Here is a 15,435-nt window from a genome sequence, read left to right as displayed (position 1 = left end):
TAACAGTTTCTTAATGGAAATCGATTTACTTTAAGACTTTTGCAATCATTTCACCAATTTTAGCTGGAGAGCTCACTACGTGAATTCCGTTTTCTGCTAAAATTTTCATTTTTGCTTGTGCTGTATCATCAGCTCCACCAACAATTGCACCTGCGTGCCCCATTGTTCTTCCTGCTGGTGCAGTTTGACCTGCTATAAAACCAACAACCGGCTTTCTGTTTCCATCAGCTTTAATCCATTGTGCCGCTTCAGCTTCCAAATTCCCTCCAATTTCACCAATCATAACAATTGCTTCTGTTTCTGGATCATTCATTAACATCTCAACTGCTTCTTTTGTTGTAGTTCCAATAATTGGATCTCCACCAATACCAATAGCTGTAGTAATTCCGTAACCTTGTTTTACAACTTGGTCTGCTGCTTCATACGTTAAAGTTCCAGATTTAGAAACGATACCTACTCTACCCTTTTTAAATATAAAACCTGGCATAATACCAACTTTAGCTTCATCTGGTGTAATTACACCCGGACAGTTAGGTCCAACCAATCGACAGTCTCTACTATCAATATAAGCTTTTACTTTTACCATGTCTGCAGTAGGAATTCCTTCTGTAATACAAATGATAACTTTTATTCCTGCGTCTGCAGATTCCATAATTGCATCCGCAGCAAAAGCTGGTGGTACAAAAATAATAGAAGTGTCTGCCCCAACCTTATCTACAGATTCTTTAACGGTATTAAAAACAGGTTTACCTAAATGCACTTGACCTCCTTTTCCTGGAGTTACCCCTCCAACAACATTCGTTCCATAATCAATCATTTGACCAGCGTGAAAAGTACCTTCACTACCTGTAAAACCTTGAACAATAATTTTTGAATTTTTATTTACTAAAACACTCATTGGTTTGATTTTTTTTATATTGTTACACAAAAATAGTTTATTGATTGTTTCTAAAAAAGTATTCAAACAAATTATTATCAATAAAAAAGTAATAATTATATGTTTAGATAGCCTTTTTAAAGAATAAGATACTCTTAAAAGTTTTTAGAGAGTTTATCTAAAAATTTATGAGTTCTTTCTATCTTTTAAAAAACGTTTTATTTCTGCCATTTCTTTTAATTTTTCTCTTGATTCTGAAACCGGAGTACCAAAATAACTTTTTCCTCCTGCAACAGATTTAGTAACACCTGTTTGTCCGAGAATTATAGCTCCTTTACCTATAGTAATTCCGCTATTGGTACCAACCTGCCCCCAAATGGTAACTTCATCTTCTATAATTACGCAACCAGCAATACCCGTTTGCGAAGCTATTAAACATTTTTTACCAATTTTGGTGTCATGCCCAACATGAACTTGGTTGTCAATTTTGGTGCCTTTTCCAATAGTTGTATCACCAGAAACGCCTTTATCAATAGTACAAGATGCTCCTAAATCTACATTATCTTCTAAAACTACTCTTCCTCCAGAAATTAATTTATCAAATCCTTCTGGTCTGTTTTTATAATAAAATGCATCCGCTCCTAAAACCGTATTCGCATGAATGGTAACATTATTACCTATTACTGAATTATCATAAATAGTTACATTTGGATGAATTACACAATTTTTACCAATAGTAACATTGTTTCCTATAAATACATTTGGTTGAATAATTGTATTCTCTCCAATAATAGCCGATTCAGAAATACTAACTTTAGCAGCTATAAATGGATTAAAATGTTTTGTTATTTTATTAAAATCACGAAAAGGATCCTCTGAAATTAGTAATGCTTTTCCTTCTGGGCAATCTACTTTTTTATTGATTAAAATTGTAGTTGCAGCAGAATTTAATGCTTTGTCATAGTATTTAGGATGATCTACAAAAACAATATCTCCTTTTTCTACAACATGAATCTCATTGATTCCTAAAATCTCAAAATTTTCATCACCAATAAAATCTGTGTTTATCAGTTTTGCTATTTGCTGAAGTGTTTGTGGTTTTTTGAATTTCATGTTTCAGTTTTCAGTAGCAGTAATCAGTCACAGTTTCAGTATTGAGTAAGCACTGCAAACTGCTACTGAATACTGCCCACTAATTCTTACTCTTTAATACGTTCTTGATATGTTCCTTTGGTAGTTTCTATCTTAATTTTATCTCCTTCATTAATAAACAAAGGGACGTTTACAGACGCTCCTGTTTCTACCGTAGCAGGTTTAGTTGCATTGGTAGCAGTATTTCCTTTAACTCCAGGCTCTGCGTGTGTTACTTCTAAAATTACACTTGCTGGTAAATCTACAGAAAGTGGCATGTTATCTTCAGAATTGATGATAATTGTTACAATTTCTCCTTCTTTCATTAATCCTGGATTATCTAAAGCTGCTTCTAACAAACGAATTTGAGTATAATCTGCTTCATTCATAAAATGGTAAAATTCACCATCATGATATAAAAACTGAAATTTATGAGTTTCTACACGTACATCGTCAATTTTTCTCCCTGCAGGAAAAGTATTATCTACTACTTTACCGTTGGTAACACTTTTTAATTTTGTTCTAACAAATGCAGGTCCTTTACCTGGTTTAACATGTAAAAATTCTATAATTTTGTATATATCGTTGTTATATCTAATACACAATCCGTTTCTAATATCTGATGTTGTTGCCATATTTTTGCTGTATGCTTTTGGTATTTGTTAAAAGCAATTATTGTTAGTTATACTTATAATTTTCTTTAATTACACTCTAATTTTAATATAAAAAATTAGTTAGCTTTAGAGTATCCTTTCATAATTCCTCTATGCGAATCTTTTATAAATTGAATAATTTCATCGCGTTCTGGAGTTGCTTCCATTTCTGCTTCAATGATATCAATCGCTTGAGAATTATTATAGTTTTTTTGAAATAAAATTCTATATATATTCTGAATTTCTCTTATTTTTTCAGTTGAAAAACCTCTTCTACGCAAACCTACTGAGTTAATACCTACATAAGCAAGTGGCTCTCTAGCGGCTTTAACAAAAGGAGGAACATCTTTTCTTACCAAAGAACCTCCAGTAACAAATGCATGATTACCTATAGATGCAAATTGATGTACTGCAACCATACCAGCCAAAACAACATTGTCTCCAATAGTTACGTGTCCTGCTAGGGTTGTGTTATTAGAAAAAATACAATTATCACCAACAAAAGTATCATGTGCAACATGGCAATAGGCCATTATTAAACAATTGTTACCAATTTTGGTTTTCATTCTATCTGATGTACCTCTGTTTATAGTAACGCATTCTCTTATGGTAACATTATTACCTATTTCTACTGTAGTTTCTTCATCGTTAAACTTTAAATCTTGAGGAATTGCAGAAATAACTGATCCCGGAAAAATTCTACAATTTTCACCAATTTTAGCACCTTCCATAATGGTTACGTTAGAACCAATCCAAGTTCCGGAACCTATGGTTACATTATTATGAATGGTTGTAAACGGTTCTATTACTACGTTTCTTGCTATTTTTGCTTGCGGATGTACATACGCTAATGGTTGATTCATAACTTATTTTTTTCTTGCAATTTGAGCCATTAATTCTGCTTCTGCCACTATCTTTCCGTTCGCATACGCATAGGCTTGCATATGGCAAATACCTCTTCTAATTGGTGTAATTAATTCACATTTAAAGGTAAGTGTATCTCCTGGCAACACCTTTTGTTTAAATTTAACATTATCCATCTTCATAAAATAAGTTAGATAATTTTCTGGGTCTGGAACTGTGTTTAAAACTAAAACACCACCACATTGTGCCATTGCTTCAATTTGTAATACTCCTGGCATTACTGGTGAACCTGGAAAATGACCAACGAAAAAGTTTTCGTTCATGGTTACATTTTTCATTCCTACCACATGTTTATCAGAAAGTTCTAGAATTCTATCTATCAATAAAAATGGTGGTCTATGAGGTAAAACGTCCATAATCTGATAAATATCCATTAATGGAGGTAAATTCAAATCGTATTGAGGAACATTATTTCTTTTTTCTTGCTTAATAATCTTAGCTAATTTCTTTGCAAATGTGGTATTTACTAAATGCCCTGGTTTATTTGCAATAACCTTTCCTTTAATTCTAATACCAACCAAAGCTAAATCTCCAATAACATCTAATAATTTATGTCTAGCAGCTTCATTAGCCCAATGTAAAGTAAGATTGTCTAAAATTCCGTTAGGTTTAACAGCAATATTATCTTTATTGAAAGCTTTTTTTAATTTCGCCATCGTTTCTGTAGATAATTGTTTGTCTACATACACAATTGCATTATTTAAATCTCCACCTTTAATAAGATCGTGTTCTAAAAGCATTTCAATTTCATGCAAAAAACTAAACGTTCTTGCTGCAGCAATTTTTTCTTTAAAATCAGAAATCTTTTCTAAATTTGCATTTTGAGTTCCTAATATTTTAGTACCAAAATCTACCATAGCTGTAACCTGGTACTCATCTGAAGGCATTAAAATAATTTCGCTGCCTGTAACATCATCTTTAAAAGAAATAATTTCTTTTACTACATATTCTTCAATTTCTGCTTCTTGTTCTTGTATACCTGCTTTTTCTAAAGCTTCTACAAAATATTTAGAAGAACCATCCATAATTGGAGGTTCAGAAGAATCTAATTCAATTAAAAGGTTGTCTAAATCTAAACCAACTGCAGCAGCTAAAACGTGCTCTGAAGTCTGAATTTGAACACCATTTTTTTCTAAGTTTGTTCCTCTTTGTGTATTGATAACGTATTCTGCCTTTGCCTCTATAATTGGGGATCCTTCTAAATCTATTCTGCTAAAAGCAAAACCATGATTTATAGGAGCAGGTTTAATTGTCATGTTTACGGTATTACCTGTATGAATACCAACACCTGATAAACTTACTTCTTTTTGAATTGTTTTTTGCTTCTTACTCATTTATGTTTGGTTTTTGAGTCTTCAACTCTTTTTCTATATTGTTAATTTTCGATGCTATTTTAGGTAAATTTCTAAAATAAACCGAACTTTTATTAAAATCTTGTATTTTAAATGCAGGCGATCCGTTTACCATTTCATTATCTTTTAAGCTTTTAGAAATACCTGCTTGGGCTAAAATCTTTACATTATCACCAATAACTATATGGCCAACAAAACCTACTTGCCCACCAATCATACAATTTTTACCAATTTTTGTTGATCCTGCAATACCTGTTTGAGCTGCAATTACGGTGTTTTCTCCAATTTCTACGTTATGAGCAACCTGTATTTGGTTGTCTAATTTAACACCTTTATTTATAATGGTAGATCCCATTGTTGCTCTGTCTATTGTACAAGCAGAACCAATATCTACATTATCCTTTATAATAACATTACCAATTTGAGGTATTGCTGTATATACTCCATATTTATCTGGTGCAAAACCAAATCCATCTCCACCTATTATAGTTCCGGAATGAATTTTACAATTATTTCCTATTACCGTTTCAGAATAAATTTTCACTCCCGAAAAGATAACACAGTTATCTCCTATAATTGTATTGTCGCCAATGTAAGCGTTCGGATAAATTTTTACATTTTCTCCCAAAATTACGTTTTCTCCTATATATGAGAATGCACCAATATATTCATTAACACCTATTTTTGCCGAATCAGAAATAAAATGTGGTACTTCCCTACCCGTTTTATTATTTTTTACTTCATTATAAAACGCTAATATTTTAGAGAAAGCTTCATAGGCATTTTCTACTTTTATTAGTGTAGATTTTACTTCTTTTTCTGGAACAAAAGTACTGTTAACAATAACTACAGATGCATGTGTAGTATATAAAAAGGACTTATATTTTAGATTAGACAAAAAGGTTAACGAACCTTTTTCTCCTTCTTCTATCTTAGATAATTTAGAAACTTCTACATTAGAATTACCAACGATGTTACCTTCTAAAATATCTGCTATTTGTTGTGCTGTAAATTTCATTAGACGCAAAAATATAAAATTTATAGTGATTTGGCTAATCTCATTTTATTTTGGATAGCAAATAAAGTGTTTTATCACCGGATTTGTTAACGCTTGCAAATTTAATTGGTCAGATGCTTTTGCAATATCTATTAGTTTTCCCTTTTTATTCAGAATAAAAATAGGTTTTTCTTGCTGATATGCTTGGTTTTTGATCTTTTTAGTGAAAACAAAATATTTTGCTTCGTTTTCTGAAAGTTCTAATTTATTAGAAACATTATTTATTTTTTTATTTAATTCTTTTGCTTCAAATTCTTTTTGCTGAATTTCTATACGCAACAATTTTCTATCAACAATCATATTAGATAATAAGGATAAAATTTTATCACTATGATTTGTCCATTCTTTTATGGCAGACATCACATCATAATCATCTAATTTAGAAAACATTTCTAAAGTTTCATCTGTAAAGTTTTCTTGAGATATTTTTTTATACAAGAAATAATGTAAAGAAGTACTTGCAAATAATGCGACTCCTTTTTCTGCTAATTCTTTGGCTCTTTTTAAAACATTTACCAGCATATTTTCTGCTACTAAACCTGTTTTATGCAAATATACTTGCCAATACATTAATCTTCTAGCTATTAAAAAATTTTCTACAGAATAAATACCTTTTCCTTCAATAACTAGCTCATCATCTTGTACATTCATCATAGCAATTAACCGATCAGAAGAAATATTACCTTCTGTAACACCTGTATAAAAGCTATCGCGCTTTAAATAATCTAATCGATCTATATCTAATTGACTAGAAATAAGTTTACACAAAAATTTTCTATGATACTTGCCTTCAAATATTTCTATGGCTAAATCTAATTTTCCATCAAATTCTTTATTTAACTTTTTCATGAATTTTAAAGAAATTTCTTCATGCGAAATTCCATTTACAATGCTATGTTCTAAAGCATGTGAAAAAGCTCCATGACCAATATCGTGCAATAAAATTGCAACATAAAGTCCATTTTCTTCTTCCTTGGAAATTTCTATTTCCTTAAAACGCAAAACTCTTACCGCTTTTTGCATTAAATGCATACAACCTATTGCATGATGAAAACGAGTATGATTTGCTCCTGGATATACTAAATTAGAAAAACCCATTTGAGCTATTCTTCTTAATCGCTGAAAATAAGGGTGTTCTATTAAATCAAAAATTAAAGTATTCGGTATTTGAATAAATCCGTAAATAGGATCATTCAGAATCTTTAATTTATTATGTTTTTTATTCTTCAAATGAGTGTTTTTTATCAACTTAAACAAAAGTACATAATATTATTAGATGCAATTAACTACTATTCTTTTTTGTATTATAAAATGAATTTACACTTAAAAAATAAACATAATTAATATATAAGAGAGCATAGACCTTTCTATGCAAACAAAAGGGCTTTGTAAACTTTGCTATAAACTTTGATACATTTAAGAATTAGATTCTTTTTTTTGGCAATATTTTATCATTTTTAAAAACCAAAAAGTATAACTTTTAGTTACTTTTATCGTTAAATGTTAAAATTATAAACGAAAATATGAGCAGTATACAAATTTTATGGGTTGATGATGAAATAGAATTATTAAAACCTCACATTCTTTTTTTAGAACGTAAAAATTACGAAGTAACTACTTGTACAAATGGTGCAGATGCTATAGATTTAGTAGGAGAACAAAAATTCGATATCGTTTTTTTAGATGAAAATATGCCTGGTTTAACAGGCTTAGATACCCTTGCAGAAATTAAACAAAAACAAGCAAATTTGCCTGTGGTAATGATTACAAAAAGCGAAGAAGAATATATAATGGAAGAGGCAATTGGCTCTAAAATTGCAGATTATTTAATAAAACCCGTAAACCCAAATCAAATTTTATTAAGTTTAAAAAAGAACTTAGATCATTCTCGTTTAGTCTCAGAAAAAACAACATCTAGTTATCAACAAGAATTTAGAAAAATATCTATGGATTTAGCCATGGTAAATTCTTATGAAGAATGGATTGATCTTTACAAAAAACTAGTTCATTGGGAGCTAGAACTAGAAAACATTAGCGATCCTGGAATGTTAGGTATTTTAGAAAGCCAAAAACAAGAAGCTAACAGCCAGTTTTTTAAATTCATTAAAAAAAATTATGAAGATTTTTTAACAGCACATGATAAACCTACTTTTTCTCATACCTTATTTAAAAACTATGTGGTACCAGAATTAAGTAAAAAACAAGGCGTTTTATGGGTTATAATAGATAATTTACGTTATGATCAATACAGAATTTTAGAACCATTAATTAATAATTTTTATAAAAAAGACCAAGAGTATTCCTATTTCTCCATTTTACCAACCGCAACACAATATGCTAGAAACGCCATGTTTTCTGGTTTAATGCCTTCTGAAATGGAAAAACGTTATCCAAATTTTTGGAAAAATGATATTGATGAAGGCGGAATGAATTTATATGAAAATGACTTTTTAACCGCACAAATAAAACGTTTAGGCATAGATATTAAACACGAATATTATAAAATTACCAATCTTAAAAACGGTAAAGATTTAGCCGATAATTACAACGGTACAAAACAAAATGATTTAACCGCTGTGGTGTATAATTTTGTAGATATGTTGTCTCATTCTAAAACAGAAATGGAAGTAATTAAAGAATTAGCAGGAGACGATAAGGCATACAGAAGTTTAACTTTAAGTTGGTTTAAAAACTCACCTTTGTTCGAAATTATTCAAAAAGCGCAACAATTAGGTCAGAAATTAATAATTACCACAGACCACGGAACCATCAATTGTAAAAACCCAACCAAAGTTATTGGCGATAAAAATATTAGTGCCAATTTACGCTACAAAACAGGTAAAAGCCTAACCTATGAAGATAAAGACGTGTATGCCGTTAGAAATCCAAAAGACATATTTTTGCCAACAGTAGCCATGAATAGTTCATTTATTTTTGCAAAAGAAGATTTGTTTTTTGCGTATCCAAACAACTTTAATCACTTTGTAAAATACTATAAAAACACCTATCAACATGGAGGCGTTTCTTTAGAAGAAATGATTATTCCATGTGCTGTTTACAGTCCTAAATAAATTAGTTTACAGTATTTTAGTAAGCAATAATCCGTTACAATAAAAGTGTAAAAAAAGGATATTTTCTATATTATAAATTAGTAGAAGCTATTTCCTGCTTTCACTACTCGCTTTTTTTACAGAAAAAGCAAAAAAGAGCTCAAACAGACCGCTCAATCAGGGCTAAACTTGTTTGCTAGCTGCAATTAATTATAAAAAGTCCGACAAGGTTTAACTACTTGTCGGACTTTTTGTTTTCATCAAATTCAGCATTACAAATATATTATTAGGTTCTAAGCATCATTTACTTTATATTATTGAGCGTAAACTGTAACTGTTTACTAAATAGTTTTTATATTTTTGTAATTATGAACAAAAACTATTCTTTAGAAAATCTATCTGAAGTGGCAGCAGAACTTATTGCATCCGTAGAAAACAAAACACTATTGTTTTACGGACAAATGGGTGTTGGCAAAACCACACTTATAAAAGAAATATGTAAACAATTAGATGTTTTAGACAGCATCTCCTCTCCTACTTTTTCATTGGTAAATGAGTATCATACCTCTAAAAATGAAAAAGTTTTTCATTTCGATTTTTACAGAATTGAAGACGAAGAAGAGGCTTTAGATATGGGAATCGAAGAATATTTTGATAATAATGACTGGTGTTTGGTAGAATGGCCAGAAAATATAGAAAATTTGCTACCTTTAGATGCTGTTCAAATTCATTTATCTATTTTAAATGATGCACAAAGAAATATTCAACTAAAATAACTAAACTATGAGTTCATTTTCTCCTTTCAGTAAAGAAGAATTACTTCCGCAAGAAGAAATGTTAGAAATTAAAAGGCAAAAAGGAGAACTTTTTATTGGTTTACCAAAAGAAACCTATTTGGGCGAAAAACGTGTTTGTTTAACACCAGATGCCGTTTCTGCATTATGTGCTCACGGACATAGAGTTGTAATAGAAACAGGTGCAGGAGATCATGCAAATTATGCAGATAGAGAATATTCTGAAGCCGGTGCTAAAATCTCTTACGATGTAGAAGAAGCTTTTAAATGCAATATTGTTTTAAAAGTGGCACCTCCAACAGAAAGAGAAATCGAATACATGAACCCACAAACGATTTTAATTTCTTCATTACAATTAAAAACACAAAATAAAAAATACTTTGAATGTTTGGCTAAAAAGCGAATTACCGCTGTGGCTTTCGATTATATAAAAGACGACCATAATACGTACCCTATAGTAAAATCTTTAAGTGAAATTGCAGGAACAGCTTCTGTATTAATTGCCGCAGAATTAATGAGCGGAATTAACAAAGGAAACGGTTTGTTGTTAGGTAATATTGGTGGCGTTCCGCCTTCTAGTGTTGTTATTTTTGGTGCAGGAACCGTAGGTGAATATGCTGCTAAAACAGCTATTGGTTTAGGTGCACGCGTTAAAGTTTTTGATAATTCTATTAGTAAGTTACGTAAATTACAAGATTCTATAAATGCTCCTATTTATACATCTACATTACAGCCAAAATCGGTTGCCAAGGCATTAATGCGTGCAGATGTAGCAATTGGAGCCATTCGAGGTAAAAATAGATCACCAATTTGTGCCACAGAAGAAATGGTAGAAACCATGAAAGAAGGTGCTGTTATTATAGATGTTAGTATAGATAGAGGTGGTTGTTTCGAAACCTCAAATGTTACTACACATAAAACGCCTACTTTTATAAAACATGGTGTTGTACATTACTGCGTACCTAATATTCCTGCTCGTTATGCAAGAACAGCTTCTTTGTCTATTAGTAATATTTTTACACCTTATTTATTAAATATAGCAGAAGAAGGCGGTTTTGAAAATGCTGCACGTTATGATAAAAGTTTGCGAAACGGAATGTATTTTTATCATGGAATTCTTACAAATAAAACGGTTGCAGATTGGTTTGATTTACCTTTTAGAGATATTAATTTGTTGATTCTTTAAAAGCTTTTCTAACAGCAATATTTTTGTCTTATAAATATTTTCTATATGAAACATTTCACATTTAAAACAAGTAACCTAAATAGATTTTTAAAATCTATCGTTTTTGTTGCTGCACTTATAATTACATCTTCTTTATTTTCTCAAACAGTAAGTGTAGATGATACCAAAACGGCAGAAGAACTGGCTAACCAACTTATAGATAATTCTTGTATCTCAAAATCTAGTTTTAATAGTTCTTCCAATCAATCTGTTGCTTCATTTACTAATAATGGTGGTAGTTTTCCAATATCTGAAGGGATAATTATAAGATCTGGTATTGCAAAACAGACTGAAGGTACATTTTCTAACACAAATTTAAGTAGCGAGAATTCTACTAATGGAGATGCTAATTTACAAACTTATAGTAATAATGAAGGTGGAACAAAAGACATAACCGATGTTGGTTTTTTAGAGTTTAATTTCACCCCAGTAGGTAAAGAATTTAGTTTCAATTACATATTTGCTTCAAATGAATATAGCGAGTATCAATGTGAAAGCGGAGATATTTTCGCAATTATTCTAACGAATTTAGAAACAGGTGTTAGTGCAAATATTGCAACTATTACCGATAATGAAAGTGTTTCTGTAAAAAACATAAGAGATGGACTATTAAATGGTTTATGCTCTTCAAAAAATGCTAATTTATTTAGCACGTATTATGGAGATAATAGTGATAATTCTTCGATAAATATGCGAGGTTTTACCACAAAACTAAAAGCCTCTGCAACCGTAATTCCTAATACTAAATATCAAATAAAATTTGTAATTGGAGATTATGGTAACTCAGATCTTGATTCTGCAGTGTTTATAGAAACAGGAAGTTTTAATAATTCTTTAGATTTAATTGCTGATAAATCACTCTGCTCCGAAGAAAATGTAGTTATCGATTCTGGTTTTCCTAAAACAGATGGATTTAAGTTTGAATGGAAAAAAAATAACGTGCTCCTTTCTGGTGAAAACGGAACAACACTAACAGTGAACAGCCCAGACACCTATTCAATAACAATTACATCTTTATCTGATGTTAGTTGCCAGCTAAATAGTAATATTGCAATTACAACAATTACTGCAACCAAACCAGTTGATATTAAACTTTGTGGAGAAGTTACTACTATTAATATTCCTTATAATGTACAAAGTCAAATCTTAAACGGGGCAAGCCTTTCTAATTATACTCTTAATTATTTTGAATCATTAAGCGCCGCTAAAAATAATGATCCTTCTATTCTTAACCCAACAAATTACCCAGTAACAAATAGCACATTTACGCTATGGGCTAGATTAGCAAGTAAAGATAATACCTGTTTCGATGTAGTTAGCTTTAATGTAGAAATCACTCCCAAACCAAAGGTAGATACATTACCAGATGCTTATGTTTGTAATGAATATGAATTACCAGTACTAACTAATGGAGAGTATTATACAGAAACTTTAGGAGGCGGAACAAAATTAGCATCTGGAAATAATATTACAACTGAAAGCACAATATATATTTACAGCAAGGATACTACTTCAGAATGCCGCAATCAAACTAGTTTTGAAGTATTGTTTTCTGAAAATTATAATATAGAACGAGAATATTGTGGAGAATTTAAAGTTCCTGCTACTAAATTTGGTCAATTTTATACAGACGTAAATGGCCCAAATGGAACTGGAGAATTAATACCAACTGATACAATTTTAACAGAAGAAAACACAACTATTTATTTTTATTCTAAATTAAATGGAGTGACTTGTACTGAAAAGAAATTCGACTTAATTATTCATCCATTACCAGGTATAGATACAATAAAAGACATAATTACTTGTAATTCTTATACCTTAGATCCATTACCAAGCGGAGGTGCTTATTATACAGGATATAAAGGCTCTGGTTCTAGATATCTACCAGGTGACCTAATAACATCTTCAATTCGTCTATTTATTTATAATAAAAACGAAGTTACGGGTTGTGCGTCTGGTGGACTTTTACCTAATAGAGTATTTATTACAATTATAGATCCTAAAGAATTTGAAGATGTTACAGAATGCGGTAGCTATATCATACCCAATAAACCTATTGGAAAATATTATAAAACAAATGTATTTGACGAAGAAAATATAATACCAGCCGGAACAGAAATTACTGAATCAAAAAATATATATTATTATGCAGATGAAATAACTACCACTCCAAATTGTACTGGTTATGAAATTTCTGTCACTATTAATCCACTTCCACCAATAGATACTTTAGATAATATTGTAAGGTGTGAGGATGATTTACCTAAATTGCCTGCATTAAAATTAGATCATGGAAATTATTTTACTGGTAAAAACGGTTCTGGAACTCCTTTAAGTGAAGGTGATGAAATAAGCAGTACTCAAACAATTTATATATACAATACAAACGGAACCTGTCCTGTAGAAACCAGTTTTACCGTAACTATAAATAAAAAACCAATAATACCACCTTTTCCTCCTCAAAAGGTTTGCGAACCTTTTAAGTTACCAGAATTAAGTTTTAATGGTAGATATTTTACAGAAACTGGTGGACCAAATGGAACTGGAACAGAATTATTTGCGGGAGATTTTATTGAAGACGGAACTCAAACTATTTATGTTTACAGTGAACACCCAGACCTAGCAACTTGTAGCAGTGAAAAAAGTTTTATAGTTGAAATTTTAGGAAGAGTTGTCGATGAACCTAATGATGTTATAATAGCTTGTGAAACGTATGTTTTACCTCCTTTAATTAAACCAGGTAACTACTATAAAAACGATGATAAAACAGGGTTTTTAGAAGTAGGAACCCCCATTACTGAAACACAAACTATTTATATTATTGGTGATGATTCTAGATATGAACCTTGTCAAAATATGAGTTCTTTTGAAGTTAAAGTATATAACAAACCTAATTTAGAAGATTTAGGTGTAATAACGGATATAAATCAATGTGGTTCTATAACATTACCGAGCATAACAAATCCAGATATTACAGTAGAGTATTATAACGACGAAGATAGAACAGATTTAATTTCAGATTTAACAATTGCAAATACCAGTTTAGAAGAAGATGTTACACGTACCATTTATGTACGTGCGTATCCTAAAGGAAATCCAGATTGTTTTACAGAAGGTAGTTTTTCAATTACCATTTATCATTTATTAGATTTAGTTGTAAAAGGAGGTGCTATTTGTGTAGATCATACTACCAATAAAACAAATAATCCTTTTTTAATAGAAACAGGGTTAGACGCAAGTATTTACGATATAAAATGGTATTTAAAAGGAGATTTATTAAATCCAGATTCTTCTCAAGCCAATTGGAGTGCAATAAAAACAGGTGCGTACACAATAGAAGCTAAACGAAATAGCGACAATGCCATAAATACCCCCAATAAAAGTACTGATTGCAATTATCATCCAACAGAAGTAATTATAGAAAGTTCTACTCCTCAATTTGAAGTAAATATCTTATCCAATGATTTTTCTGATTTATATGCTGTAGAAATTAGTACTATTGAACAAGGTTTAGGTAATTATACCTATTCTTTAGATAACATAAACTTTCAAACTTCTAATACATTTAGAAATATTAATCCGGGTACTTATACTGTTATAGTTAGAGATTTAGAAAATATTTGTAATGATATAAAACTTGAGTTTACTGCCTTAAATAATCCAAGTTATTTTAATCCTATAGAAGGAAATTGGAATATAACAGATTTACAAGCTGATGCTTCCGCGACAATAGATATTTTTGACCGATTTGGTATTCATATAATAACCATAAAACCAAAAAATGGTTTAAGTGGCGGATGGAACGGTGAAAATAATAATGGTAAAAAAATGCCTAGTACAGATTATTGGTATGTACTAAAATATACCAACGAAGATGGAAATCCTGCTATTTTTAGATCGCACCTTTCTTTAATAAGAAAATAAGTTATTTTGCTTAAATCTGATTTAAAAACTTAAATTTGCATTTCAAAATTTTACAATGCTCATTAAAAGAATAGGTTATTATTTAGTAGGTTTATCGTTAGGTTGTGTTGCTGTATATTTTTTCTGGCAAAAGAAACAAGCTACATTTGATTATGGAATGGATGCAAGAACATTAAAATCTATCAGAATTAAAGAGCGTTTATTTTCTGATGAAGCTAAAAATGCCATGCATAAATTTAATATTGATACTTTAAAAATTAACACCATTTTATATACTGGTGATGTTGATTTTGGAAAAAGCAAACCAAGACAAAAACCCTGTGCAGAATATTATATCACAGGTAAAAAAGACTTAGAAAAAGTAAGTTTATTGGTAAAACGTTGCGACTCTTCTGCTACCATTGAGCAGGTTATTGTGGAGTAAACTTATTTTTAATATCTATAA

The 15,435-nt window shown here is 30.5% G+C and carries 12 protein-coding genes; 5 read left to right on the top strand and 7 right to left on the bottom strand.

What is annotated here, in order from left to right; translation table 11 throughout:
• Nucleotides 1–25 precede the first annotated feature (25 nt).
• From sucD to MPF19_RS04880, 7 genes are all read right to left on the bottom strand, one after another.
• Nucleotides 26–898: a succinate--CoA ligase subunit alpha gene (gene sucD, locus MPF19_RS04910; protein WP_249987031.1), complete on the bottom strand. Its 873-nt coding sequence runs from the start codon at nucleotides 896–898 to the stop codon at nucleotides 26–28.
• Between the two features lie 165 nt (nucleotides 899–1,063).
• Nucleotides 1,064–1,990 (bottom strand): UDP-3-O-(3-hydroxymyristoyl)glucosamine N-acyltransferase, encoded by a 927-nt coding sequence (locus MPF19_RS04905; RefSeq protein ID WP_249987030.1) that lies wholly within the window; start codon nucleotides 1,988–1,990, stop codon nucleotides 1,064–1,066.
• An 86-nt stretch (nucleotides 1,991–2,076) separates the two neighbouring features.
• Entirely contained in the window at nucleotides 2,077–2,643 is a 567-nt protein-coding gene (gene efp, locus MPF19_RS04900) for an elongation factor P (protein WP_166387429.1), read from the bottom strand.
• Between the two features lie 95 nt (nucleotides 2,644–2,738).
• The gene (lpxA, locus tag MPF19_RS04895) at nucleotides 2,739–3,524 is read right to left on the bottom strand and encodes an acyl-ACP--UDP-N-acetylglucosamine O-acyltransferase (protein ID WP_249987029.1); all 786 of its coding nucleotides are present in this window, start codon (nucleotides 3,522–3,524) and stop codon (nucleotides 2,739–2,741) included.
• Between the two features lie 3 nt (nucleotides 3,525–3,527).
• Nucleotides 3,528–4,919: a bifunctional UDP-3-O-[3-hydroxymyristoyl] N-acetylglucosamine deacetylase/3-hydroxyacyl-ACP dehydratase gene (locus tag MPF19_RS04890; RefSeq protein WP_203392977.1), complete on the bottom strand. Its 1,392-nt coding sequence runs from the start codon at nucleotides 4,917–4,919 to the stop codon at nucleotides 3,528–3,530.
• Nucleotides 4,912–5,955, bottom strand: coding sequence for a UDP-3-O-(3-hydroxymyristoyl)glucosamine N-acyltransferase (lpxD, locus tag MPF19_RS04885; RefSeq protein WP_249987028.1), 1,044 nt, complete (start codon nucleotides 5,953–5,955; stop codon nucleotides 4,912–4,914). Before lpxD ends, MPF19_RS04890 begins: the two co-directional genes overlap by 8 nt.
• 45 nt (nucleotides 5,956–6,000) lie before the next feature.
• Nucleotides 6,001–7,224, bottom strand: a complete 1,224-nt coding sequence (locus MPF19_RS04880) for an HD domain-containing protein (protein ID WP_249987027.1) — start codon at nucleotides 7,222–7,224, stop codon at nucleotides 6,001–6,003.
• 293 nt (nucleotides 7,225–7,517) lie between these two features.
• Between MPF19_RS04880 and porX the strand changes: the two genes are divergently transcribed.
• The 5 genes from porX (at nucleotide 7,518) to MPF19_RS04855 (ending at nucleotide 15,414) form a co-directional block, all read left to right on the top strand.
• On the top strand, nucleotides 7,518–9,065 hold the full coding sequence (gene porX, locus MPF19_RS04875; RefSeq protein ID WP_249987026.1) for a T9SS response regulator signal transducer PorX: 1,548 nt from the start codon (nucleotides 7,518–7,520) through the stop codon (nucleotides 9,063–9,065).
• Nucleotides 9,066–9,412: 347 nt separating this feature from the next.
• Nucleotides 9,413–9,820 carry a tRNA (adenosine(37)-N6)-threonylcarbamoyltransferase complex ATPase subunit type 1 TsaE gene (gene tsaE / locus MPF19_RS04870; RefSeq protein WP_203392981.1) on the top strand — a complete coding sequence of 136 codons (408 nt, stop codon included), beginning with the start codon at nucleotides 9,413–9,415 and terminating at the stop codon, nucleotides 9,818–9,820.
• 7 nt (nucleotides 9,821–9,827) lie between these two features.
• Nucleotides 9,828–11,024, top strand: a complete 1,197-nt coding sequence (locus MPF19_RS04865; RefSeq protein WP_249987025.1) for an alanine dehydrogenase — start codon at nucleotides 9,828–9,830, stop codon at nucleotides 11,022–11,024.
• A 45-nt stretch (nucleotides 11,025–11,069) separates the two neighbouring features.
• Complete coding sequence (locus tag MPF19_RS04860; RefSeq protein ID WP_249987024.1) at nucleotides 11,070–14,990, top strand: choice-of-anchor L domain-containing protein; 3,921 nt, start codon at nucleotides 11,070–11,072, stop codon at nucleotides 14,988–14,990.
• A 55-nt stretch (nucleotides 14,991–15,045) separates the two neighbouring features.
• Nucleotides 15,046–15,414 (top strand): DUF4258 domain-containing protein, encoded by a 369-nt coding sequence (locus MPF19_RS04855; protein ID WP_249987023.1) that lies wholly within the window; start codon nucleotides 15,046–15,048, stop codon nucleotides 15,412–15,414.
• Nucleotides 15,415–15,435 lie beyond the last annotated feature (21 nt).

This window comes from Polaribacter sp. Z014 (assembly GCF_023555435.1).
Taxonomy (GTDB): Bacteria; Bacteroidota; Bacteroidia; order Flavobacteriales; family Flavobacteriaceae; genus Polaribacter.
This window is presented reverse-complemented; position numbering and strand designations above follow the sequence as displayed.